Below are 24,875 nucleotides of genomic sequence, written 5' to 3' on the forward strand. Positions count from 1 at the left end.
TGGTTCGAACAGCAGCAACGTCTTGTGCTATTTTTACAAAAGGACCTATTTCACTAGGATAAGTCAACTATCGAACAGAATAAATCAAGAAAAGCGATAATTAATTGTAGCCGTTTTGGAATGAGTTTCGATGAGCTTTTCAGCTATAATTGTCGTCCTATAGAAACGGGCGTTTCTGGCGACACAGTTCAGTGAGAATTTCATAGAAAGCGATTAATAACAGGGAGGATGCAACCTATCGATCAAACAAGAGTCTATACTTATACGCCCTTTCTTCACATAAACTAGAACTGCGCTTGCTACTCATGCGAACACTTGTTATACCCGTCTCGCATCCGCGATTAAAGCCGTATGTGCAATCCTTCTTATTCTTTTGCAAAACAGATCAGGCTTCGTTCACCTATACGACCTTTCCCAATACCAATCTTTGCCTGGCCATTTATAAAAATAACCAGGTTACCTATAATCCTACTTCCGGCCTGAATCAGTGTGGGGTCAAGCCCGGCCAGCAGGTTAGTAGCCGCTTATATGGCTTTCACCAACAGCCCTTTACCGTCAACATTCAGGGCGAGATGGACCAGGTTTGTATTTTGTTTCGGCCGGCAGCCCTACGAGCGTTTACCGCTGAAGCCTACGACCAGCTCGTCCAATCCGAACACGTGTTCAGCGATCTGTTCGGCTCCGCTTCGATGTCACTGTTCGATCAGCTCTTCAGTCTGGACGAAGCCTCCCAACGCGCCAGCGTACTGGAAGCGTTCTTAGTGGCTCGAATCCTGTCTACGGGCTTGAACCCCCTGGCCACCGCTTCGTTGCAACTCATTGGCCAGCGACCAACCGGTCAACCCATTGAGCAGCTAGCCGCGACGCTTCGAATCCATCCCTCCACCTTGTATCGACTATTTATGGAGCAGGTGGGTCAGAGTCCTAAACGGTTTGGACAGACGGTTCGATTCCGTCATGCCTTGACGGGTTTACAGGCCCCCCTTCGTCCCAATTTGACCCAAGTAGCCTACAGCAGTGCGTACTACGACCAGGCACACTGCATCAACCACATCAAACAGTTAACCGGCTACACCCCCAGGCAACTCCAACAAAAAGCAACGGTTGAACAAAACGAGCTCATCTGGATCACTACCCAGATCCGGGCTGCATGATTTTTACAAGTTTAACCCCGTCAACGGAGGTAAGTTTGCAGTCTGTTCACCTCAGCGGAGACAAAAAGGGAAGCGGTTAGCCGGGGCAAATCACCTTGGCGACTGGCTTCACCTAAGCGTCAATCCGCTGATTCATGGACTTCTCCTGAACTCCGCTTATGAATCGTTTCCTTTCCTTGTCATCCGTTGGTTGCCTACTCGTTCTGGTCACCCAGGCACAACCCCCTATCCCGGCTGAAACCAGCTTATTTACCCCCTACAATACGGCGGTTTGGACTGCACCGGCTACCCAACGGGTGGCTGACATCGGCAAACTGTGGGGCACGCTTAAATACTTCCATCCCCAGTTGATGAAAGGCACGCTCCAGGCCGATGAGTTACTGCTCAAAACACTCGATCCCCTATTGGACAATCCATCCAGAGCCAACTTTGTCCGGACCATTCAGGGCATGCTCCGGCTGATCGGCGATACGACTACGCAGATTGAGTCAGCACCGGGCTTCAGTCAACCCGCTCGTACTAGGCCCGTCAAGTTCACGCAACCCTTACCCGCTCCGATGGGCTATATTGCCCTGCCGCAAGAGCGGTTTACGGCTCCTTTCTCACTGGACTCCTTTTTAACAGCCGCACGCCCTAAACCGTACTGGCTAGTTGACCTGCGCAATCAAGCCGAAAACGAACGGTTAGGGCGTCAACAATATACGGCTTTCGTGCAGCCCTTAGTGGCGGGCCTGATTGATCGCACCCTTATTCTACCCACGCTCCGGACGGCTTATTATCATGCCTACTTACGGCAAGACTTTTCCGATGACCTGGATGTGATCCCCGCCCGGGATCGGGGGGGCGATCCCAATTACTGGTATCAGGAACGCTTTGGCCTCAAGAATACCTCCCAGGGAGCGTATCTCTTGAAAGGCAAATCCCGTTTCAGCGGGAAGCGTTTCTGCTTTATCGTGAATCAGTATACCAACGCCAATACGCTAAAAGCCCTGCTGGCCCTGCGAAACCGGAATGGTTGTTACCTGATCGTTGAGGGACCTATGCCTGATTATCTCCAGGGGGACTACTACACCCTGCCGCTGGCGGATCAAGTCCGGGTGAAGATTAAGGTCGGCGAGCAAATCTACGAAGATGGGACGTTAGGCACACCTCCTGACCGGGTGGTAGGGATGGCCAATCCGTTGACAACCGAGGAATTGATCCAGTACTGTCGGACCCTTTTCCAGAAGCCACCGCGCCGAAATCCCACCCCGATTGCCAATACGGTTTATATCCGACTCCCCCAGCCAACCTACTCCGATACCTTGTATCCCAATCGCAAGCTTCGCCTGACGGCCTTGTTTAACTTTTGGAACGTGATCCACTACTTCTGCCCCAACAAACACTTGATCAAGGGGAATTGGGATACAATCCTGACCTACTTTGTCCCTCGTTTTCTGTTTGCCCGCGATTACAAAAGCTATTACTGGCTGCTACGCGAATTGAGTGCCCAGCTGAACGATGGCCATGCGGAGGTGCTTTATCAGCATGGGGTCTTACCGCCCCCGGGGATCAACGAGTTTTATGCGCCCTTCTGCCTCAAATACCTCGAAGGCAAAACCATCCTGGTCCAACTCATTGCCGACTCCACCCATCGAGGGGCCAACGGACAGGTCGGTGATCAACTAATCGCGATCGATGGCATCTCCATCGATACGCTCTATCAGCGCTGGCACCAGTATGCCGGCAGCTCCAATGAGGGCAGTTACCGCGATCTGTTGCACAAGATTCCCCTGGTGAGCCGGTCGGGGCCACAGCCGTTTGCCATCACGATTGTGCGGGCGGGCAAACCAATAACCATGCCCGTAACGCCGGTGGCTAAAAGCGCTTACTTAACCGCCTTCAGCCGCGTTTACTATCCGCCTGTCCCCCAGCCGTATTGGCGCAGCCTGAACGACAGCACGGGTTACGTGCGGGTCAACAGTGTGTATAGTACGCAGGTGGACAGCGTCTGGCAAGCCTTGAAGGGACGAAAATATATCATTCTCGATGCCCGGGGTTACCCCCGCGATGCCGCCATTGTGGGCACCATCGCGGCTCCTTTCATGACGAAAACCGATACGGTCTGCATCAATGCCTTTCCCGAGATTACGCATCCGGTATTGAGCCGTAATGCCGTTACCCTGGAAGCTGAAACGGTCTCCCCCTTGGGTTCGGTCGTGACCGTAGATCGAGATAAGCGTTTCGTGTTGCTGTGTGGGCAAAACGCCAGCCAGGCGGAGACCAATATTATAGCCTGGCAAAACGTGCTTCATCCCACGACGATTGGCTTGCCTACCGTTGGGGCAAATGGGGTGTCGAACACGATTCTGATGGCTGGGGGTTACGAATCTCATTATTCGGGTTTTGCGGTCTACTATCCCGATGGCACGCCGAATCAACGCCTGGGGGTCAAGATTGACGTTCCCGTTTCGCTGACCATTCGTGGCGTTTTAAGTGGTCAAGACGAAGTCTTACAGCGGGCCCTGCTCTTTATAGAGCAACAGGGGTACAAGTAGCTACTGAAGTAACGTCCTGGTAACTTTTCTCTCCTCTCGTCGCTACGGTCAAGTCCTTGTTTATATGACACGCTCACTCAGGATGTCCCATACTCGTTTGCTTATTCTCATGAAAACGCTGATTTTTTTCAAACTGGCTACTTCAATCAGTCGTGTACGTCATGTTGTCTACGTACTTTTATGACATTAAGGCAACTCTGTACAAGCAAGTACCGGCTATCAAGCCAATCAATGCCCCGACTAAGATCTCCAATAAAGTATGCCTCCCCAACACCAGCCTGGAGACGCCAATTAAGATAGCGAAAACCCCCATCAGTAAGCCCAAAGGTTGATTGATACTATAGATCGCCCAAGTCAGAAAAAAGGAGAGCGATGTATGTAAAGACGCTTTAACATACTGATTTACCCCATATGAACTAACAACCAACAGCAATGCGCAGGCTGCTCCGTAGCAGAAGTGGCGGGGTTGATGAGTAGCAAACAAAAGGCCTGTCAACAGAGATATGGCCCCAATCAAGACTGGATAGAATTGAGCGCGTTGTCGTTGATCGGACACATCAAAATTAGTGAATTGACCTCGCTTAACTTTTCGGTAATTGTACCATGAGATCGGTAACACCACCCCACCCAGCAGTCCTGCGGAGATAATAATGGCATTCCTGATGGACAACTGTTGGAACGTTACATAGAGAGCAAACAAGGTAATCGTAAGCAGGGGATGCCCTAGAATGGAGAGTGCCTTCGCTGTGCTATAAATGAAAGGGGAAACAGGTTTCATAAGTACGTACTCGACCACGAAACAGAAGGTGGCGGGTTTGTGATCTTGAGCTTATCGTCAAATTCTTCTGTGATATAATCAGCTATCGGTTTGCCAATCTACAGAAACTTTGAATCTAAGAATGAGATCTCATAAATCGCTCCTCCATGAGACGAGCAAACGTTCATGAATAGGCTCCCGCATGAGACGACGAAATATTCATACATCTGCTCATTAATTCGGGCGTTTGTTTTACACACAAATTTTCTAGTCGCGACCGCCATCGGTGTGTCGACCCAGGCCGGACCGTGGTTTGTCGGAGCCGCTGTCGATGCCGCAACGGCGGACCGGGCCGCCCGTTTATGCCGTACATTTTTTAAAGCACCCAATTTTTCAGCCTTGTTCCAGAAAGTGTAATGCCTAACCCTTTAAACCTGTGGATAGGCCTTCGCTCCATTGATCCGTTTACTTAACACCTCAATAACAGCCCGTCTGATCAGTCAAGAAATAACTACAACATCCTGAGATTTGGCTACGGGTGGGTAGGTCAGTCCAACCAACTTTGTACCCTAAGTAAATCGGAAACATTTATGAAAATCATTATAACCGGTTCGTTAGGCAATGTTGGCCAGCCGCTGGCTACCGAGTTAGTACAGCAAGGGCATGAAGTGACGGTCATTAGTCGCCAGGCCGGTAGGCAATCGGCCATCAACGAGTTGAGGGCTACGCCAGCCATCGGATCTTTGGAAGATGTTAACTTCTTAACGACGACGTTTACCGGAGCGGATGCGGTCTTTTGTATGATTCCCCCCAACATCCACGTACCCGATTCACGGGCCTATTATCAGGGCATTGGGCGTTGCTATGTACAGGCCGTTAAAGAATCGGGCGTCAAGCGGGTCGTTCACCTGAGCAGTTGGGGGGCCCATCTAAGCGAGGGCACTGGCTTTATTGCTGGCTCCCATGATGTCGAGCAGTTACTGAATACACTAATGGATGTCGCCATTACACACTTGCGGGCTGGGTCCATGTATTACAACTTATACGCCTTTATGGGTATGATCAAACAGGCGGGCTTTATGGGTACCAATTACGGGGATGATGACCTAGTAGCGATGGTAGCTCCGGTTGATATTGCCGCGGCTGCCGCCGAAGAACTGGTCCGCTCAGCCAACGGCCACGACATGCGTTATGTCGTCAGCGGGGAGTATACGGCTAACGAAGCGGCCCGTATCCTGGGCGCGGCCATTGGTAAGCCCGATCTGCGCTGGATGACGTTCACCGACGAGCAAACCCAGCACGGCTTGGAGCGGAACGGCATACCGCCCCACGTAGCGACTGGTTTAGTTGAACTGGGAGCCAGCATCCACAACGGACGCCTAGGCGAGCACTACCAACAAGACAAACCCCGTACGATGGGTAAAGTCAAGCTGACCGAATTTGCCCGGGAATTTGCCGCTGTATATGCGCGCGGCTAATTCGCAATTGGCAGCCGGTGAATCGAAAGTCGGCTGACCGTGTTCGGTACTGAAGAAAACAGTAATCGCTGCCTCGTGAAAAACGCCCAACCGCATAAACTAGATACTATCTCAGCGTTTCATCAGTTTTGGGAGCTTCCCAAACCCGAGCATCCGTTAATCAGCGTCATCAATTTTGACGCCCTCAACCACCGGGTGGAACCCTCCTCCCTCACGCTGATCAGCAATTTTTATTCCATCGCCTTAAAACGAATCTCAACGGGTAAGCTCAAATACGGTCAGCAGCCTTACGATTTTGACGAAGGCGTCATGATGTTTATGGCACCCGGTCAGGTGTTGACCATCGAAACGGATGCCCCCGGGAGCTCGGCGGGTTGGTTACTCCTGATTCACCCCGATTTCCTGTGGCATACGCCCCTGGCCAAAACCATTCGCCAATACGCCTTTTTTAGCTACGCGGTTCATGAAGCCCTGCACCTATCGGAAAAAGAAGAGGGCCTGTTGGTCAGCATCATCCACCAGATTGAGCAGGAATACCAGGCCCGGATTGATCTGTTTAGCCAACGCGTTATGCTCAATTTGGTTGAGCTATTATTGACCTACTCAGACCGCTTTTATCAGCGACAATTCATTACCCGCAAAATCACCAACCATCAACTGCTCAACCGCCTGGAGGCCATTTTGACGGACTACTTCAACAGCGATGCCCTAGCCCGCAACGGTCCGCCTACGGTACCCTACATCGCCGATAGGTTGAATGTGTCGCCGAATTATTTAAGCATTCTGTTAAAACTGCTAACCGGTCAGAGCACGCAACACCATATCCATGACAAGCTAATCGAGCGGGCCAAGGAGAAGCTCTCTACCACCGATTTATCGATCAGTGAAATTGCCTATGCGTTAGGCTTCGAGCATGCGCCCTCGTTCAGCAAACTCTTTAAAAGCAAAACGAATTTATCCCCCCTGGCCTTCCGACAATCGTTTAATTAAACGAACCACCCTGTTTACTGCCTAATGACCAAAACTCGATTACAAGCGTTCAGTGATGGTGTTCTAGCCATCATCACGATGATGGTGCTAGCATCAAATTGCTCGAAGGTGGCAACTGGACGGACTTAAAACCGCTGCTTCCCCAGACGCTAAGCTACGTACTGAGTTTCCTATTGGTGGGCATCTACTGGGGCAATCATCATCACCTGATACACACCGTAGTGCGGGTGAGCCCGGCCAGGGAGCTACCTTCTTGTTGTACTTACCAGCCTGGGGAGTGGTCGTTCTGGCTGGAAAGGATCAAAGCAATCTGGTTTTGACGGGCAATCATCCGTCTGCTTAATCTAGCAAAATACTCACGCTTAAGACGAAGAACTCTTCTCCTGAATAGGGCGTTTAGTGCCCCACCTATATACGAACCTGCCACACCACCGCGTGTCTAATTAAATGAGCTTCTGAAGGCAAGCGGAGTGGTGTTGGTTTTTGCTTTAAAAAGCTTACTGAACGATTGCGGATGCTCGAACCCTAACGCATAGGCAATCTCACTCACCGACAGGCCGGTGGTTGACAACTTTTCTTTCGCTTTGTCAATCAGTTTTTCGTGGATGTGCTGTTGGGTACTTTGGCCGGTTAATAGCTTCAGTACACGGCTCAGGTAGCTCACCGATATGTTTAACTGATCGCATACCGCCTGCACCGTAGGCAACCCGTTGTGCATACGCTCCTCATTGTTGAAATAGTCCTCGAGCAAGGTATCCAGTCGGTCAAGTAATTGATGGTTGCTGATTCTGCGCGTAATGAACTGGCGATTGTAGAATCGCTCTGCGTAGTTGAGCAATAGCTCGATTTGGGCCAGGATAATCCCCTGACTGTAAGGATCAATATTGGCCTGATATTCTCCACTGATCTGGGCAATAATTCCGTCAACAATCTTCTCCTCTTTTTCGGAGAGAAATAACGCTTCATCAGCACCGTAGTCAAAAAATTCATACGTCTTTATGGCTTTTGCCAACGGTGTTCCCCACAAAAAATCAGGATGAATCAGCAGCAACCAGCCAGTTGGATCTATAGGTAGGTTAGCTAGTTCAAAACCAATCACCTGACCTGGTGCGGTGAAGAACAATACACCTCCCGTGAAATCATATACCTGCTGTCCATAGCGATAGCGGGCGTCTGGGATGCGTTTAATGGAAATACAGTAGAAGTCGTTAATGCTCAAGCGATCTGGCGCAATGGTTATGTCCTTAATATTGACGACGCTAATCAGCGGATGCGCCGATTGGGGCAAGCCTCTCCGCTGGTGAAACTCCTGGATGCTTTTGACCCGGATGGGCTGGCTCATATCGCTACTAGTCTGTTATTGTTGATGGTACGCTTTAGCAAAGTCCTTGGCAAACTCGGCTAGTTTTGTTTTACCTAGGACCGGCTGATGCCGCAGGTAGTTTTGGTACACCACACCACTATGCGTCGCTGCCTGCATTTTTACCAGTTCATCCGCTAATTGCGCAGGCATGCCCATTTGTAGAAAGCCATTTCGCAACGTTTCATCCGGAACAACGACCCAATGTAGGTCAGGCTTTCCAATCGCTTTACCCAATATGCTGGCCACTTCGTTACAGGTAAGTTCTTCACTGGCTACATAGCGTACTCTATTCCCCGTAAATGAATCCGTTAGTTCTTCGGCTGCCGCAGCCGCAATGTCTTCTGGGGCAACCACCGCAATTGGGTCATTACCACCATAGTTTCCCACGATAGCCCCTTGCTGTTTTATCATGGGGATATACGAGTAAAAGTTGCTGTAAAACACAGTAGGACGCAGTTCAGTAAAGGCGACTTGGCTTAATTGGTCTGCCAACTGAGTTGCTTCAAACGAGCCTGTGAGACCGGCTGCCCAGCCGGTTAACAACACCACTTTTTGTACACCCGTTTGGTTTATGGCCTGCACATAATTATTAACTATTTTCTGGAAATATGCCTTCTGGTCGGCCGCCGTAAGATCAAAAGGGATCATGCAATACACGGCCTCGGCCCCCGTGAAGGTACTAATCAGAAAAGAGGCATCTTCTAATCGGCCTATAGCGGCTTTGGCTCCCAGTTTTTCAATGGCTTGTTGCTTGTCGGGCTTGCTGCTGATAATGGTTATCTGGTGCCCGTTAGCCATGAGTTGGGTGGCTAATGGTTTACTGATGTTACCGAGTGATCCGGTTAGAATAATGTTCATGTTTCTGGCTTTTTATAGGGCAAATTTCAGTGTAGGCAGGCTGATACCTGTAGCCTGATTTTGCTTTATTGTAGCCGAAAATGATTAAGGTGATTTTTAGGTAGGCTTACTTAGTAGGTGTCGATAGGTGCTTATTCTCAAAATACCATCACATATGAGATGAAGTGGCTTTCTCTCCCCTTTATAAACCTTTTTTAGTAGCCTAGGGTGAACAAATGATCGAGGCATGCCTGCCGATCTGTTTCCACTGCCCATTTTTCTTCATCCATACATTGGTAAATCGGCGCTTGGTGGGTTGACCTGCCTTGGCCTCCTGCAGGTCATGTTTTGCCACAAACAACTCATAGCCCATCGTAATGACCAGGTTCTCCTGTACCTGCATCTTCTCAATAACTCGCTCAAAGGAGCTGTAATCAATTAAGCCCTGCTGCTGATTCTTGAAGACGGCGGCTCGATTCTGGGCAATGGTATTGCGGGGCGTAGTGACCATAAATTCAGGGGCCCAAATTTGGGCCAGTAAGTTAGTATCGGCGGTCAAGATACCTTTGACTCCGATCTGCTCTAAATCGTTGATGGTTTTTGGGATGTCATCTGTAGACTGAGCTTGACTGATTAAACCCGTTAGCAGAAATCCATAAAGCAGTAAGTATCTACGCATGGCGGTTAGTGATGTTGAGCGGAATGGGGTTAAGCTGAAACCTGTTCATGCATTCATAGTCTTAAATATGGGTGATGGAGTAGCCGGTAATGAAATCGGCTTAGTAAACGGTAAATCAAAGGTCAACCCTGTTTTAAAAAAGGCCATTGGGTTGCTCAAGGATGACACGTCAGGCAACCTACTCCTGTATTGTTAATCTCTTAAATCGCTCCTCACAATGAGACGAGGACGTTTTCATGTATTGTCTCAGGTAACCGGGCGTTTTAATAGACTGTCTGTTATAATAACTGTCAACTACTATCCGTAGCATACGCAATAGCCCCAAACAGGGCGTCCCAAAAGATCGATACACTCATGGAGGTGGGTGGCTACAAGCTGCATTTTACCATCTGGAAAGGAAAGGGTATTCCTATCCTTTTTGAAGCGGGCGGAGGTGATGACGGATCTGTTTGGAATAAACTAGTAAGACCTCTTGTCCACATCACAGGTGCAACGCTCATTACCTATGACCGGGCCGGTTTTGGAAAATCTACGTTGGATACCAGTAAACATGGTATTGTGAATGGCATTAGAGGACTCGAAATTGGCCTACAAAAATTAAATTATACTGGCGATGTTATGCTAGTGGCTCACTCCCAAGGTGGCCTGTATGCTACGCTCTATGCCCATCGACACCCCGATCAAGTGAAGGCCGCCGTACTATTTGATGCCAGCACAAGCTGTTGGTTTGATGAAAAACGGCTGTCTGTTTTGCAATCGTCAAATGACTTGGAAAAGGAAAAATTTAAAGCGAAACGACCCGGTCTTTATTATCAATTTGGTGACCTGACTAAAAACGTATCCGTCGTTAGACAATCGCCATTTCCCCTGGTCATTCCCGTACTAGATCTGGTAGCTGAAAATCCGCCTTTTACGGACAAAATCGAGATTGAGGACTGGAAACGTTGCCATCAAGAATTTGTAGGCGCTGCAAGCAAACGTAATGGAACGGTTGCGTATGCCAGTGGCCATTATATTTTTGACGATAATCCGTCACTGGCCATTATCTCCATTGTAAAAGCGTATTCCTCAATAGTCGATGCAAAAACAAGGCTTGATGTATTGAATCGGGGGTTGGATTATGCCGTAAAAGCCGTAAACGAAGCCAAAAAAGAGGAAGCTGCTTACCGACATTCGGAAGGCGAGCTCAATTCCTGGGGCTATAGTTTACTCAGCAAAGGTCAACTTGAGCAGGCTTTGGCCGTGTTCAAATTAAACGTTGCGCTCAACCCAACCAGTTGGAATGTGTATGATAGTTATGGTGAAACGCTGTTAAAAAATGGTCAAAAGCAGGAAGCCATCCAAATGTATCAAAAATCAATCGAATTAAATCCAGGCAGTAAAAACGGAAAAAAAGTACTGGACGAACTTTTAAACAAGAATTGAGCTAGGTTTCCTCAGACGCCAACGGTTTGCTTCTACTACGCTGGGTGCCATAACGATTTTGCATTTTTCTAGTATTTCGCTACCGTACTTTGGGAAGTACAATACAAAAATAGTTTGTTACAAGTAAGCCGTCTTTGCCTTATTCTCAAAAAAGGCTCATTCCATGCGATCGCTGTAAGTTGAGCCACACACGGGGACTCATATCCCTAAAAGGCTGATAAAAAAATTAGCTATATTAGCCCATCAACTCGTCCTCCAGCATGATCAACCGGACAACCGGTCAGTTTTATGGCCAAACCAATGAGTTAATTCAGGTAGAAGGACTGACACTGACCGATACCGAGTATACCCATGATTTTGTCGATTGGCATTATCATCAGAACGCCTACTTCACCTTTATTCTGGAAGGGGGCGTGCTGGAAGGCAACAGACAGCAGACCTATCACTGCTCGGCGGGCAGTCTACTGTTTCATCACTGGCAGGAGGCCCACTACAACAAAAAGCCCCCAGGCTTTACCCGAGGCTTCCACCTGGAGCTGGAACCCCACTGGCTGACCCGTTTCGATTTAGATCTAAATCGGGTACAGGGTAGCCTGAATCTCGCCGATCCCCAGCTAAAAGTGTTGTTCTATCAACTCTTTAAGGAGTCCAAAGTAGCCGATATAACTCGGCCCTTAGCCATTCAATCGGTGTTGATTGAGGTGGTTTCCCGCCTGGTCCGAGATGGGCAGGCCACCGACCGAAATCGACCGGCCTGGGTCAACCAGCTAAGAGATGTCCTACAGGATACGCCTACCCAGAACTGGACCCTACCCGCCTTAGCCCAAACGGTAGGCATTCATCCGGTCCATCTCTCGCGCTCGTTCACGCAGTACTTTCACTGTAGCTTGAGTCAGTATATCCGAACTATCCGTATTCAGCACGCACTGGCGCTGATGCCCCAAAAACATAGCTCTTTGACGGATATTGCCTTGTCGTGTGGCTTTGCCGACCAGAGCCACTTTATCCGCTGTTTCAAGGCGTTATGTCAGGATAAACCGTTGGCCTACCGTCGCCATTTACTCCGCTAAGCACCCATGTTAATTTTATTCTATTTTGAGCTGGGCTTGACTCCTACTTTTGTTGGATGAAACTATTCAAACAACCTGCTCAATCGTGATTCGCTCGTTACTTCTTATCCATTTAGTGCTCATCGGCATCCTACCGGCATGGGGACAAGCCCTGGCGTTGGCAACCAATCATTCTCCTGTCTCATCGGTTCACCAAGCTCACCAAGGCCAATTGACGTTTGCGGCCAGTGACATCCGCCTGGAACACTACCAAGCGTCGGACTTTCTAACGGCTTACACCCTAACGCCAAAAAGTGAACTGTTTATCACCGCCTTTCTGGCGAAGCCGTTAAGCGACTATTTGGCGAAGCTAGCTCCTCAACAGTCGGCAACCGAGCGGATCGGTTTGGGCAGCTACCAATTTTCGTTTTATGTGGATCGCAAGCTGGTTTATACGGGCAACCTGCCACCCGATCATATTGAAGCAGTCGCCAAACAAACCCAAACCGTACTCCGCCAGCCCTTCATAGCTTATCCCCGGCAGCGCAAGTGGGGGGAATCGATCTGGAACCTGTTTCTGCGCAACGGTGGCCAGCAGGCGCTGACCGAAGGCAAGCATACGCTTACCCTGGAAATGCGTCCCTTTCTTAGTAATCCTACCCTAAAAGTAGGGCCAATCATAGCCCAGGGCCAATTAGTCTTGGATGTTCAGTTAGACCCCGTGATTGATCCGGCCACGGTTCAGTTAAGCCAGCTGACACCCTATGCGGGCATAGCCATATCCTCAGATAAGATCGATGTGGATCGTTTCAAAACGTTGAAGGGAAAGATTAATGCGTCCGTTTTCAAAGACATTACTAGTGTGGTTGTGCTGAAAAACGGAAAGTTGCTCATGGAGGAATATTTTAACGGGGCCAACCGACAGACGCTGCACGATGTGCGTTCGGTTGGTAAGTCGTTTGCCTCTACCGTAGCGGGCATCGCCATCGGGGAGGACTATTTGATGAGCGAACAGCAAGGCTTGAAGGATTTCTACCGGCTAAACGATTTTGCCCACTACTCGCCCCAAAAAGACAATACCACGCTGAAAGAGCTGCTGACAATGAGTTCAGTCTTCGAGGGGGATGATGATCGGCGGGCGTCGGCGGGTAATGAGGAAAACATGTATCCCACCGCGAACTGGGTCAAGTTTGCACTGGATTTACCCGTTGATTCAGTCCGAAAAGCGGGCGAATGGCACTATTTTACCGCCGGGGTTGTGGTGCTAGGCGACATTCTTGACAAGCAGGTACCCGGCGGCCTGGAACGCTATGCCGATCAGAAGCTCTTTGGTCCATTAGGCATTACGGCGTATAAATGGCAATATACACCCCAAAAGGTAGCCAACACGGCGGGTGGTATTCGGATGAACGCTCTTGATTTCGCTAAGTATGGCCAGTTATACAAGAACGGGGGGGCTTGGCAGGGCCAGCAACTGATTCCCAAAGTCTGGATTGATAAGACGTTCACTCGGCATAAAGCTATCCCTGGCCGCCCCGGCGAGTATTATGGCTATCTATTCTGGAATAGAACGTACCATGTAAATGACAAACTGTTAGAAACTTACTATTGTGCGGGCAACGGGGGCAACAAGATCTACATTTTCAAGGATCAGCCGTTGGTGGTTGTGGTCACAGCAACGGCTTTCGGCACTTCCTACGCTCACACGCAGGTTGATAAGATGATGGAGGAATACATCTTGCCAGCGACCCTAGGTTCTCGCTAGTAAATCGTGTTCCCCAACTCACAACTTTTGACAAATATAGGTCGCTGCTGATGTATGATAAAAGCAGTACGTGTTTGAGCTAACTAAGGCCTGACCACGAGGCTTACTTGCACGAAGTGGCGTTGACATCATTTAAAATAATCGTCTCAAAATATGCTCCTATTTACAGTACGCTCCGCTTCTCATCAGCCAAGTGAGGAATTGCCTACTCGGCATCGTAGTGGCGCTCCACCCCCTCCCGTTCCGCTCAACTACTTAGGCTTCAGCGATCGGTTCAGGTTGGTACGAGCCTGGTTTACCGTGATAACTAAAAGCAGGCCCAATACAGCTCCCGCCAGGAGAAAGGTTATCGACATGTTCTTCATCCGTTTCCATTAGTTAGTTAAAAAGGTAACTCAAAACGGGGTTACTTGTTAGTGGCGCATCCCCTTAAACGCTCCTTCCTGGGACAAACGGGCTTCTTCTCCTCTTTGTAAACCTGGTTTATTAACATCCTGGTGGCGTTTATTTTTTAAAAGGGTCGCCATGCTTGTCGGCGCTAAGCACCCACTTAAGCGCATTGATAACTAGCAGTTTCTGGGTTGCATCCGAGTATATCTCATCGCCAACCGAAAGCTTTTGCAGAAAGTTGATGGATTGGTGGGCAAAAATTACATGATCTCTTTCCGTCCGCTCACTAAACTAAATCAGGGCTTTGAACCGGGGTGCCTTGGCATAGTTGGCCGGGTAATTCGTCGGTACCTGTGCGCTCACTTGAATCAGTATCAAAACCAGCAAGGCTACCGTACTAATCCCTTTTCGATAATAAATCATTGATACGTATCTAGAGTTTACGGATTCTATTCAACCCTTAATATTCGGCTAGTAACGATAACCATTTGCCGGCTGAAGTTACCCACACCTCTTTGTAGGTGGCGTTATTGATGGCCGGCCACCAGGGAACATCCTCATTATTGGCGGTACGGATACCGACCGGTATTGCGCCGGTTATTTCCCCGGACGAGAAACTATCTAGTTGCGGATACCGGTTTCCTTCCCCATAAATGAGCGATTGACAAAAGGGGTTTTTCCCGACCGTCCAGTACAGTTGTTCGCGCCCAATTTGAAGCAACGTTTCATCGGTTAAAAAATGCCCACACAGGGCAGCCGCCTTGCCGGTGGCTAGATGGACAGCCGTATTCCCATTGAAAATGCTGAACCAAACGGGAAATCGCTTCAGGTAATGCGCCTCATCCAGCTTTACCCCTTTGGTTAGTTGTTCCGTATATAATTCTTTGGCGTTGGCGGGCGGAAATAAATGCAATGAATAGAAAGCCGCCGAATCAGCTGCTTCCTCTTTATGGTAGACCCCACTGGGTATCATACCATACGGAGCTGTGTAAACCAGGATGTCTTTGAGGTACTTGCCGTAAAGCTGCACGGCCCGATACCACTTTGGGTAATCGGCATGACTACGCTGGGTTTGGCACAATAAGATAAGGGCCTGCATGTAGACCTGATCCCGGGACTGATGCACGAAATGAACGATGGATTTTCGGGTCGTATCCCGGTAAAAAAAACCGGCCAGCCCCTTCACATCGCCCAGCGGAGTGGTTCGTTGGCACTCGAGTGTGTAGCGGATAAACTCGGCGGCCGTTTGGGCATACTGGGTTTCGCCCGTCAATTGGTACAGCATACTGGCAGCCCAGGAAACCGTGGCCATATACTGGCTTTGCGACGTATTGTAATTGTGTTCATACATCTGGGTGAAGCCCCCATACCCGCTTTTTCGATACGTCTTCATCGCCAGCGAAAAATCCTCGCGGGCTATCTTACCCAGATACTCGCTGTAGGCAGCGTCTCCATCCAGGGTCATGGCGGCATAAGCCTCGTAAGCGGCATAGAGAAACGCATCAAAGGCGTTATTCTGTACCCGCACGGAATGAATATCATCCAGCGTGCCAATCACCCCATCCTGCCAGATCAGCAAGCCCATGCTGCTGGCCCGGTAGCCATCGTCATAGCGGTTTTTCAACACGAAATTAAGCCCCCATTCGGCTTCTTCCCGCAAGCGGGCGGCCAGTAAGGGATTCTGTGTGCGCTGGTTCTTGAACGATTCCAGCAGGGCAAACGTAACATCGGCCGTTTGCAAGGTTTGCTGAGAAAGATCCCCTGCGTCATGCCAGCCACCACTATAGGAAATGCTTTTACCCTTATGTTCCGAAAACAGATCTAGGTGACACTGCCCGTGGATGTTGGGCACCGCATACCCGCACCGCTGGCAGAAAATATAATTTAATACCCGCCACTGAGAAGCGGTCCAGATGCGGGTGCCAATCTCAAAGGCAGCGGTTTTCATGGGACCCAGGACGAGATGGTAGGTACCGGCTTTTTTGAAATCGCTAAAGTCAAGTACCTCATAGGCTCCCGTAGACGTTTGTACTGGCTTTGCGTTTGATTCATACGCTACCTGATGAGTCGCTTCATTAATCAGTTGAAAACGGGAATTGGGTTTATCTTTTGTCCAATTGGTAATAGCCGTTTTTTGGCCCTGAGCCATGTAGCCCGATGTTGAATACACAATACTATTGGGGGCTGGTAGCCACCCATGGCTTATTTCCTGGGTTTTTACCTGTTTTAAAACGGGCTGATCGATATAATAGATGACGGAGTCACCAGTAGTGATGTTTTTTCCTTTAAGCGAGACATAAAAGCCAAGTTGGTCTACCTCATCTCGCCGTATGTCCGACAAATCCAGATAACAGCGGTTCCATTGATAGTTGGTCAAATTAATAAGATGATCAGCCGATGCCATCAGCGTTCCGTTTTTGGCGGATCGGTTTTTATTTCGAACATCCATATTGATGTTTACGACCTGCGCCCCCTGGGCCTGTGGGTAAATAAAAAATTCAAGTCGGTTATAGGCTTCCCAATTCGCCCCATTCAGGTTTAACTGCAATCGGCAATTCCCATACGTAGCATAATCTGGGTCATTGACCGAACCCACTGCCCGCTTTCCGGTGGTTGTCGGCAAACTCAACCGCAACGTAGGCTGCCCTGTCCTAGTGTGATCCGTACTGATGGCCAGTTTTCCATAGCCGATCTGTTTCCAGTTACTGACAACAGACGCTTGGGTCAGGGGCTGCGCTGTTAGAACGGGTTTTGCTAGCTCAATAGCATCGTAAGACCGGGATTGATCAAGGGGTAAGGGCCGATGAATGACACCACTTCGAACAATTTCATTGAATAATTTTATGTCGATTCCACTTGTTGGGGCCTGGGCCCGAAGGATAGAAGCTGTACAGGCTGCTAGAAGCGTAAGGAGTACTCGTAAAACCATTTGTGCTTGTTACTAGAATATGCCAATCAAAAGTAACTATTTAACCCATGTGTGCCCTCCGTCTTTACCAGGGAAACCTCATGCACCAATAGAAGGAGGCAAGAAAGGCCGGTTTAAGAGGCTAGCCAGTTAACGAATTGCGTATGCGACTAATTGAGTTGGACAGGTATTAAAAAGTAGTGTCTCTTAAAACCCTCCCTCATGAGACGAGGGATTTTATTTGGTTATCTGTTTTAGTTTCTTTAATGCGGCTTTTCCTCCCTCATTAGCCGGATTTAAAGAGACTGACTTTTCATAATTCTCAATCGCTAATGGTTTGTCTCCTTTCACAAGGTAGGCCTCTGCCAGACTATCATAGGCGTTCCAGGAGGTTGGATTGTTCTGAATATTCCGTCTGAATAGGGCAATAGCCGCATCCAGATGACCTGCATTCAGTTGCTTGTATCCCAAGTTGTTGACCAGCTCTTCGGGAGGAGTCATGGCATAGCCAAACTCGGTTGACAAGCTATCGAAATGAGCCACCATCTGTTTTTCGGTCAGTAAGGCTGGGTTATAATTGTCCATGAACCAATGCCGATAAATAAACTTTAGCCCATCATACATACTTTTGTAGGTCACCGAAAAATGATTTTCATCGGGGTATTTTTGAAAAGTCCAGGCTAGTCTGGCGGGTGAAAACCTTCTCAGTACTGCAACCAGTGAATCGACGGTTTGCGTATCTTCATGGCCAATCGATATAAATAGTTTCCCGGATAGAGTCGGATGCGTCTGCAGAAAGGGCTTGAAGCGAGTGAGTATTTCAGCATTCCCCCCGTAAATGGCTGGACTCATTAAAATAGTGGATTGAAATAGCTCAGGGGCTGCTTCTTTGGCATACAGACCAAAGAGTCCACCCAACGAATGGGCAGCCAGTACTCGATACGGCTGGGTTCGATACTGGCGGTCAATAAAGGGAACCAGTTCATGCTGGATGAATGTCAAAAATTGAGCACCACCGCCAGTCGTCTTCATGCGCAGGCTGTCCACTTTACCCCCAAACAGTAAGGAATGGATGGGTGTAAAGTCGTGGGTCCGATCCCCATTTAGAATGGCCACCACAATCATGTTGGGCATTCGATTTCGATCATAGCTGGATAGATAGTTTACTACTTCAGACACGTAGTTGAAATGGCCTTCTCCATCCAGTAGGTACAGGACGGGATAGCGTTGGGTGGAAGTAGTATACTCCTGGGGAAGATGGATCCAAATACTCCGTTGTTGGTTGAGGACTTTGGAGTTGATTAAAAAAGCTTTTTCATTGGGGATGGGGATCGGCTCTAGTTGGGCATAACTGCTAGCAGGTTGTATGAATAGAAGTAGTAAAAAGAAGGGGCACTTCTTAATCCAATGGAATAAATAAAACGTTGGCGTTGACAAACTGGGTAATACGAAACCCTTTGGATCTAGCTGATTCATAGTCAAGTTTAGCACTGATCGTAGGTTGTTGATTGAGTCAGGCCACAATAAGTATACCTTTGGCGCAAACCGGCTCAATTAGGCTCCCAGAGTCCTATTTCATGACGGGTGGAGTACAATTTCGGACGTCTCCTGTCCGTTTGAGTACAATTAATGAGATGCCAAACCCCATTAAATCGATCATAATTTCTTAGTCGGCAGGCCTATCTACCCAAAGATCCATGATCTCATAAATCGCTCCTACTTGAGGCTGGACTTGCTACATTATACTGGACAGTAAGTTAAGCATGGTCTTACTGTCCAGTGTAATGTAGCAAGTCCAGCATTAACGCGCAACAAAGTCCCTGAACAGTGAGCGTGTCGCCTGGGTTGTTATAGAAAAAACAATATGCAAACACCCTACGAGTATCTACAAGCACACTTGGTATCTCAGCAACCCCTAATGGAGACCGAAGAAGGGGGGTATTTAGTCTCGGAGGTGACGGTAGTTGATGAGACCACGAATGCCATTACCTTTAGCCTGGCTGGTTATGGTATGATGGCTGGCAGAACGTTGGCCGGAAGCGTAGAGGATTCCCAAGATGTCAACTATCCAGGCACCTACAATTTTGTGGCTGGCGACGTTGATGCAAACAAGCCCGTGCACCAAAACTACAGCCATGACAATGTCCTGTTGTTCTTTACGCAGGGAGTCACCGTCTAGCTTTACACCGTTGCTCGATCAACCAAGCGATCGTCAGCAGCATGACGGTCTTAAGTGACTTCGTCAGTGCGTCCAGCTTCTTTATACGCCCATTCTAACTATAGAGTGGGCGTCCCTGTTTTAAGCCTTCTTCTTCCAACAGCCAGAATGGCCAGACTAGAGCGTACCAGCCGTTGCGAAACCAGTGATACAGGATACCCCAGGCCTCTTAGTAACCTACTTCAAGAATGAACGAAGGGCTTTCATTCGCATGAAAATTAAAGGGTAAATAGGCTACTATTCAGGAGCTTTTGAGCGTTAATTACCCCATTCTAATTACGAGTAAACCCCCGTCAAGGTTGATGGGCTGGTCTGCTGTTGGCTTATCCAATAAGCTGACTCTATTGAAACCATAACGTGTCTGCTTTACGCAACTGTTCAACTAATATATCCTCTCTCTATAGACGCTGTGCAGCTGGAAACGGCCAGAAGTTAGAAAAGCAACTAAGTGTCAAACTTGAGGCTTATTTCACTCCATAAAAGCGGTTTAATGTATGCCGGAGGGCCTGAATTTAGCCTAGGTTAACATAATGAAAGTTATACAACAGGCCGTATGCTACTGGAATTAGTGGTTTATGCCTTATATGACTAAATACAAGAAGGCATTTATTCTGGAAAGTTCAACCCTTTTTTTCGGGTAATATAGTGCCGAGTAATGATCCATTCGATTGAGCCTGACCACTCATTCGTGTATCAGACGCTGGTCGATGGAAACTTAATTGTGGCTGGAGGGCCTTTGACGTCTGGGTGTCCCGTGCTGAGGTTTTTGGCTGCTTTACCTTATCCATCCCCAGTGATTTAGCTAAATATTTATTGCGGTTCTTCACGTCTGGACGCATGCCATTCAGAAATTCAGAATGCAGTCGGAATAAGGTTTCCAGCAGCTCAGGATCGGTTATGATTAGGTCTTTTTGCCAAGGCTTTAGTTGATACTGTGCCATTACTTCATACCCTTTAATTACTACCTCGTGCGGAGCTAAAGCGCTCAACTTTTCAGCATCCTCCTGTACCCCCTCCACTGCCAGCTGCTGGGCCGTTCGTATTTGAAATTCGAGTTCTACCCTTGGCTAACAACCTAAAATAGGTCAATGGCAGGGGCAATCCAACTCGAATTACGTTGCCCCACTCTTATTGTCCGCTGAAGCTACAAGATAGACATTAGGCGGTTGTTTCCCCAAGAGAACTAAGTCTACGAGGCACTTATAAGGACCTGTTAATCAATTGCTTCCCTCCTACCCTAGCGGCGTTAATTTCCCCATTAAATTTCCCGCAGATATAAGGTGGTGATGCCCTGTCGGAGGTGAATAGGAAAGCTTTTGAGTTCTCGGTCAATGATTTTATGGTCATGGGGAACTGCTTCATTGATGTATTCAGGATCAATGAAAATGATATTAAGCCGTTCATGGACCTCATGGCCCACTCGCTCGGTGTGCTTGAGTAAGTGTTCGCTAGACGTGGTCGTTTTCATACTGGCTAGATCATCAAAATAGCGGTAGGTACAATACCAGTAGTAATATTTGTGGTGGTAATTCGAAAAGCAGGCCTGGTAAGTATCGGGTCGCTCCCGTACAGTACGCAGCAGTTCGTCCGTTTCTCGAAGTTCTTTGAGTTGGCTCACACTGAGCTGCTCCATCAGGGATCGGTTTAGTAATTCATCCCGGTAATTTTTGATGTGCTGTACCACATCCCCATGAGTAACTTGTCGTTCAATGGAGTATTTGTGCTTGTAAAAGAAGGAAAGGGAAATAGCGGGCTTGTCATAATTGACCAGTTTGAGGTTTTTCAGAGGCTTACCAGGCCGGTTGTAGGCCTGATACTGCTTCATGAACTGCATGGGAATGAAGTAATACTCCAGGTGGGGATCGGATGGGGGCGGATTGCTAATCTGGTTGATTCCCGGAGAGAGCGCAACCGCCTGGGTTTTGAGGACGGTGCGCAGGCCCTCCAAGGGGGCCTCGTCATTGCGTTTGGCAGGTTTTCTTGGCATGAGTACAAGCTTAAAATGTACGTGCTTTATTTACTATAAAAGTAAATAAGTGATTCTACTTTCACAAATATCTTTTTCCCCTTTTACACAAATTTTTTCGTTTTGATCCTTTATCCTTTTATCAATATTTTATTTGATTGATTTTAGGCCACATAACTATCTGTATATCAATAATTTATTTGTCAAAAAACGAGGTTTAGGCGGTATAAAAACGAGGTTTAGGCGAGAATATACATAGTTTATAACGAGGTTTAGGCGAACAAAAAACGAGGTTTAAGCGAGATCAAAACGAGGTTTGGGAGGGGTAGTTATATGAAAAACGAGGTTTAGGCGGAGCAGAGAATTTGCATGTCTGAAGTAGCAAATTAAACCCGAATCTGACCTTAGTTGGGTCTTTTTGACAATTCGTCCGACAAAAACACATTAATATAAGAAAAAAACAGGTGAGAAAAACGAGGTTTAGGCGGTGTACCTAAATGTAAAAAACGAGGTTTAGGCAGCAAAAAATAAAGCAAAAATCTATAAAAACCAGTTTGTAAAAGCGAACTGGTTTTTATAGATTTGACTAAACTTACTGATATTCACCCTACTTTTTCAGAAAATGCAGCAAAATCCTGAAGATCAGCTGGCCCCTTTGTTTACCAAACGTCCGACGAATTATCAACCAAACTTATTCACGGAATCGAAACAGGAGTTTACCGAGTTGGAAAAGAAAATTGTCGTCCTGGTCGTCAATCAGATAGGCCACATGACTTTAAAAGGAGAATTGCAGGAAAAAGCAAACGTTGTTTTCAGTATTCCATTTTCTGAATTAACCCGTGATCATCATAAACAGATAGCAGATGCAGCTGAATCCCTGCAATCAAAACGCCTGATATACCGTAATGACGCAAAAGGCAAGTTTGATTTTATTACCCCCTTCCCACGGGTTCGTTCCGAAGTGATTGATGGTAAGCGAGTGATTGAGCTAACTATGTTTGCCGATGTAGTTCCTCATTTTGCTGAATTGGGCCAGCGTTACACAAAATATGATATTGACGTAATGTTGTCCCTCTCTTCGGTCTACGCACAACGTATGTTCGAAATCGTTAGCATGTACCATAATCGTGGGCAGCGTGAATTCTCTTATTCAGTAGACCGATTGATGATGATGCTTAATTGTCCCAGCCGGTATACCTTCAATGATTTTAAAAAGAATGCCTTAGAGGTAGCCCAGCGTGAATTGCAGCAGAAGGCAAACCTTTACCTGGAGTGGTCAGCTGCTAAAAAAGTTGGAAAAAAAATTGTTGAATTAGCGTTTATAGTTAAAACACAACAGCAGCTAGCTGCTGAAGCCGTTAGTCAGGATCAACGGACGGTTAATAACATGTCCATTAATGAAGCCTACACAACAGCATGGCAATTAATGAAGAACTATAAGCTAAAGGGCTTTCAAAAAGATCGTATTTTGTCGGATCATAGCCTGCTGGATACCTTTTTCCGGATTGATTCTGAATTAGCCAATGGGGTTCGCCAAAATGTCAAGAATCCAACCGCTTATCTGGTCAAATCGCTGGGGATCGATCAGTTGAAAGACCCCAAACCCAAGACCAAGCCGGAGGCTAAAACAGCCCAATCAACGCTTTCACTTTTTCCTCAGGGGCCAGCTCTTCGCAGTGGATCGGTCAAATCAATAGGGGCCATTTTTGGGGATATGATTATGAATGAATGATAACCCAATTACGAATAGAATAATAGAAAGAATAGTAATCACTTGTACAAATAGCGCGTCCTTATGGTCTAAAAATTGACCAATTTTTAGATAAAGTCTGAATGCCTAGTCAACTTGTAAATTAGTTAACTTGTAGATTTGTAAACCATTCAATTAGTTAACTAATTTACAAGTTGACTAGCACTGTTTTTTCAATAGAAAATTCTACGTTTTATAAATTAAAGTGCTTTATATCAGCTTATTAAAATTTTTATTTAATTAGATTTATTCGTATGCTACTGATTGAGTTGGACAGATATTAAAATCAGCGAAATAAGCCATCGTATTGTACATTTCCGTACCTCACTTTTTTATAAGGGTACCAGCGAAGCTTGGGCTTTCGCTTACGTTGATGCATCTGATGCGGAGTCAAGTAATTCAACGATGCATGGGGACGAACTGTGTTATAAGCATTGATCGCTCTGGACACTGCTTCCTCGGCTGATGAAAAAGAAGTAAACCCACGAGCCAACTTACAATCATCTTTCAGCGAGCGAAGCACCCGCTCGGCCATTGCATTTTCGTTTGGGTCACCTGACTCAGTCATACTGATGGTAGCGTTGGCTTGACGTAACCGCTGCACATATGCCCACGAACAGTACTGCACGCCCCGGTCTGAGTGGTGAATCAGTGGCTGACTGATGTCTTTGCGAGCAGATAAAGCCATTTTCAAGGCATTGAGTGCTCCTTGGGCATGCATCGTCTTTTGCAAGGACCAGCCTACAATCTTACGAGAAAATGCATCCATAATAACATACAAGTAAGCATAGTTGACTCCAACGGGAATATATGTCAAATCACTGACCCACAGCTCATTAATTCGAACAGGCTTAACGTCTTTCGCCTTATTAGGATATTTGTAATGCGGGTGGTTGGACTCAGTCGTCACCACTTTGCTGGCTTTTTTCTTGGCCAGCATGCCGTGTTCTTTCAAGAGCAAGTGCAATCGATCTCGACCTAACTTAATGCGATGGCGAGTTAGAAACTGCTTCAACTCATTATGCAATTTGTGCGTACCCATCCCCGGTACTTCACGTCGTATTCGTCTGACCTCCTGCAAGATAGCATCAGTCTGGAAATTCGTTCTTTCCGCTCGCCTGGTAGCCGCATACCAGGCTTGACGCACCCGGCCAAACAGTCGACAAATCAACTCCATACCCACTAAGGGGTAGCGACGAGTCAATTTTTCGGCCGCTTGGCGCCAGGCTTTTTTACGATAGGGATATGAAACTGCTCTTCAGCGATTTGGATAACCGTTTGATAAGCCTCGGTTTGTAAACGTAAAAACTGATTCTCTTTTTCCATCTCAGCCAGTTTACGCTCCAGCATTTTGACATAATCCGCGTCCCGTTTCATATACTTACGGCGGTTTTTAGGGTGTAAAAGGGGAAGTAAGCGGCACCGGTAGTACCAGCGGTTAAGACGGCGTAATTCCGTCCGAGAGATGCCCAGTTTTTCTTCTAATTCGGAAGCCTGGACTCGTTCAGCGCGATAAGCTTCGACCACTTTCCATTTAAAGAGTCGAGTTTTCTTTTTCCTATGTGCTACTAAGTCATCGAGATACGTATTCATACTGGTTTAGCGACTA

General features: G+C 47.6%; 22 protein-coding genes. 11 read left to right on the plus strand and 11 right to left on the minus strand.

Annotated features, from left to right (window positions below):
• Positions 1-305 precede the first annotated feature (305 nt).
• Both ACYVGO_RS19895 and ACYVGO_RS19900 read left to right on the plus strand, forming a co-directional pair.
• Positions 306-1,154, plus strand: coding sequence for a helix-turn-helix domain-containing protein (locus ACYVGO_RS19895; RefSeq protein ID WP_460970733.1), 849 nt, complete (start codon positions 306-308; stop codon positions 1,152-1,154).
• Between the two features lie 158 nt (positions 1,155-1,312).
• Positions 1,313-3,691 (plus strand): S41 family peptidase, encoded by a 2,379-nt coding sequence (locus tag ACYVGO_RS19900; protein WP_460970734.1) that lies wholly within the window; start codon positions 1,313-1,315, stop codon positions 3,689-3,691.
• A 178-nt stretch (positions 3,692-3,869) separates the two neighbouring features.
• Here the strand turns inward: ACYVGO_RS19900 and ACYVGO_RS19905 are convergent, their stop codons facing one another.
• Entirely contained in the window at positions 3,870-4,469 is a 600-nt protein-coding gene (locus ACYVGO_RS19905; protein ID WP_460970735.1) for a phosphatase PAP2 family protein, read from the minus strand.
• Positions 4,470-4,634: 165 nt separating this feature from the next.
• Between ACYVGO_RS19905 and ACYVGO_RS19910 the strand changes: the two genes are divergently transcribed.
• The 4 genes from ACYVGO_RS19910 to ACYVGO_RS19925 all read left to right on the plus strand — a co-directional run bounded on the left by ACYVGO_RS19910 (position 4,635) and on the right by ACYVGO_RS19925 (position 7,236).
• Positions 4,635-4,865, plus strand: coding sequence for a hypothetical protein (locus ACYVGO_RS19910; RefSeq protein ID WP_460970736.1), 231 nt, complete (start codon positions 4,635-4,637; stop codon positions 4,863-4,865).
• A gap of 173 nt (positions 4,866-5,038) precedes the next feature.
• Complete coding sequence (locus ACYVGO_RS19915; protein WP_460970738.1) at positions 5,039-5,926, plus strand: NAD(P)H-binding protein; 888 nt, start codon at positions 5,039-5,041, stop codon at positions 5,924-5,926.
• Between the two features lie 75 nt (positions 5,927-6,001).
• Complete coding sequence (locus tag ACYVGO_RS19920) at positions 6,002-6,916, plus strand: helix-turn-helix domain-containing protein (RefSeq protein ID WP_460970739.1); 915 nt, start codon at positions 6,002-6,004, stop codon at positions 6,914-6,916.
• Positions 6,917-7,014: 98 nt separating this feature from the next.
• Positions 7,015-7,236: a TMEM175 family protein gene (locus ACYVGO_RS19925; RefSeq protein WP_460970740.1), complete on the plus strand. Its 222-nt coding sequence runs from the start codon at positions 7,015-7,017 to the stop codon at positions 7,234-7,236.
• 119 nt (positions 7,237-7,355) lie between these two features.
• Here ACYVGO_RS19925 and ACYVGO_RS19930 read toward each other — a convergent pair whose 3' ends face one another.
• From ACYVGO_RS19930 to ACYVGO_RS19940, 3 genes are all read right to left on the minus strand, one after another.
• Positions 7,356-8,258: a helix-turn-helix domain-containing protein gene (locus ACYVGO_RS19930; protein ID WP_460970741.1), complete on the minus strand. Its 903-nt coding sequence runs from the start codon at positions 8,256-8,258 to the stop codon at positions 7,356-7,358.
• Positions 8,259-8,273: 15 nt separating this feature from the next.
• Positions 8,274-9,137: an NmrA family NAD(P)-binding protein gene (locus ACYVGO_RS19935; RefSeq protein WP_460970742.1), complete on the minus strand. Its 864-nt coding sequence runs from the start codon at positions 9,135-9,137 to the stop codon at positions 8,274-8,276.
• A 202-nt stretch (positions 9,138-9,339) separates the two neighbouring features.
• Positions 9,340-9,795: a nuclear transport factor 2 family protein gene (locus ACYVGO_RS19940; RefSeq protein ID WP_460970743.1), complete on the minus strand. Its 456-nt coding sequence runs from the start codon at positions 9,793-9,795 to the stop codon at positions 9,340-9,342.
• 354 nt (positions 9,796-10,149) lie between these two features.
• Here ACYVGO_RS19940 and ACYVGO_RS19945 point away from each other — a divergent pair, with 354 nt between their 5' ends.
• The 3 genes from ACYVGO_RS19945 (at position 10,150) to ACYVGO_RS19955 (ending at position 14,034) form a co-directional block, all read left to right on the plus strand.
• Positions 10,150-11,220, plus strand: a complete 1,071-nt coding sequence (locus tag ACYVGO_RS19945; protein WP_460970744.1) for an alpha/beta fold hydrolase — start codon at positions 10,150-10,152, stop codon at positions 11,218-11,220.
• Between the two features lie 260 nt (positions 11,221-11,480).
• Complete coding sequence (locus tag ACYVGO_RS19950; RefSeq protein ID WP_460970745.1) at positions 11,481-12,290, plus strand: helix-turn-helix transcriptional regulator; 810 nt, start codon at positions 11,481-11,483, stop codon at positions 12,288-12,290.
• 85 nt (positions 12,291-12,375) lie between these two features.
• Positions 12,376-14,034, plus strand: coding sequence for a serine hydrolase domain-containing protein (locus ACYVGO_RS19955; protein ID WP_460970746.1), 1,659 nt, complete (start codon positions 12,376-12,378; stop codon positions 14,032-14,034).
• A gap of 681 nt (positions 14,035-14,715) precedes the next feature.
• Here the strand turns inward: ACYVGO_RS19955 and ACYVGO_RS19960 are convergent.
• From ACYVGO_RS19960 to ACYVGO_RS19970, 3 genes are all read right to left on the minus strand, one after another.
• Positions 14,716-14,847, minus strand: a complete 132-nt coding sequence (locus ACYVGO_RS19960) for a hypothetical protein (protein WP_460970747.1) — start codon at positions 14,845-14,847, stop codon at positions 14,716-14,718.
• 37 nt (positions 14,848-14,884) lie between these two features.
• Positions 14,885-17,353 (minus strand): glycoside hydrolase family 9 protein, encoded by a 2,469-nt coding sequence (locus ACYVGO_RS19965; protein WP_460970748.1) that lies wholly within the window; start codon positions 17,351-17,353, stop codon positions 14,885-14,887.
• A 216-nt stretch (positions 17,354-17,569) separates the two neighbouring features.
• On the minus strand, positions 17,570-18,808 hold the full coding sequence (locus ACYVGO_RS19970; protein ID WP_460970749.1) for an alpha/beta hydrolase-fold protein: 1,239 nt from the start codon (positions 18,806-18,808) through the stop codon (positions 17,570-17,572).
• 388 nt (positions 18,809-19,196) lie between these two features.
• Here ACYVGO_RS19970 and ACYVGO_RS19975 point away from each other — a divergent pair, with 388 nt between their 5' ends.
• Positions 19,197-19,511, plus strand: coding sequence for a hypothetical protein (locus ACYVGO_RS19975; RefSeq protein ID WP_460970750.1), 315 nt, complete (start codon positions 19,197-19,199; stop codon positions 19,509-19,511).
• Between the two features lie 659 nt (positions 19,512-20,170).
• Here ACYVGO_RS19975 and ACYVGO_RS19980 read toward each other — a convergent pair.
• Complete coding sequence (locus ACYVGO_RS19980) at positions 20,171-20,491, minus strand: hypothetical protein (RefSeq protein WP_460970751.1); 321 nt, start codon at positions 20,489-20,491, stop codon at positions 20,171-20,173.
• 317 nt (positions 20,492-20,808) lie between these two features.
• Positions 20,809-21,537, minus strand: coding sequence for a hypothetical protein (locus tag ACYVGO_RS19985; RefSeq protein WP_460970752.1), 729 nt, complete (start codon positions 21,535-21,537; stop codon positions 20,809-20,811).
• A gap of 601 nt (positions 21,538-22,138) precedes the next feature.
• Here ACYVGO_RS19985 and ACYVGO_RS19990 point away from each other — a divergent pair.
• Entirely contained in the window at positions 22,139-23,248 is a 1,110-nt protein-coding gene (locus ACYVGO_RS19990; RefSeq protein WP_460970753.1) for a RepB family plasmid replication initiator protein, read from the plus strand.
• A 304-nt stretch (positions 23,249-23,552) separates the two neighbouring features.
• On the opposite strand, the gene ACYVGO_RS19995 is transcribed toward ACYVGO_RS19990, so the two are convergent.
• Both ACYVGO_RS19995 and ACYVGO_RS20000 read right to left on the minus strand, forming a co-directional pair.
• The gene (locus ACYVGO_RS19995; RefSeq protein WP_460970754.1) at positions 23,553-24,470 is read right to left on the minus strand and encodes an IS3 family transposase; all 918 of its coding nucleotides are present in this window, start codon (positions 24,468-24,470) and stop codon (positions 23,553-23,555) included.
• Positions 24,467-24,859, minus strand: a complete 393-nt coding sequence (locus tag ACYVGO_RS20000; RefSeq protein WP_460970755.1) for a hypothetical protein — start codon at positions 24,857-24,859, stop codon at positions 24,467-24,469. Before ACYVGO_RS20000 ends, ACYVGO_RS19995 begins: the two co-directional genes overlap by 4 nt.
• Positions 24,860-24,875: the final 16 nt, after the last annotated feature.

It is taken from the genome of Spirosoma migulaei, assembly GCF_054776855.1.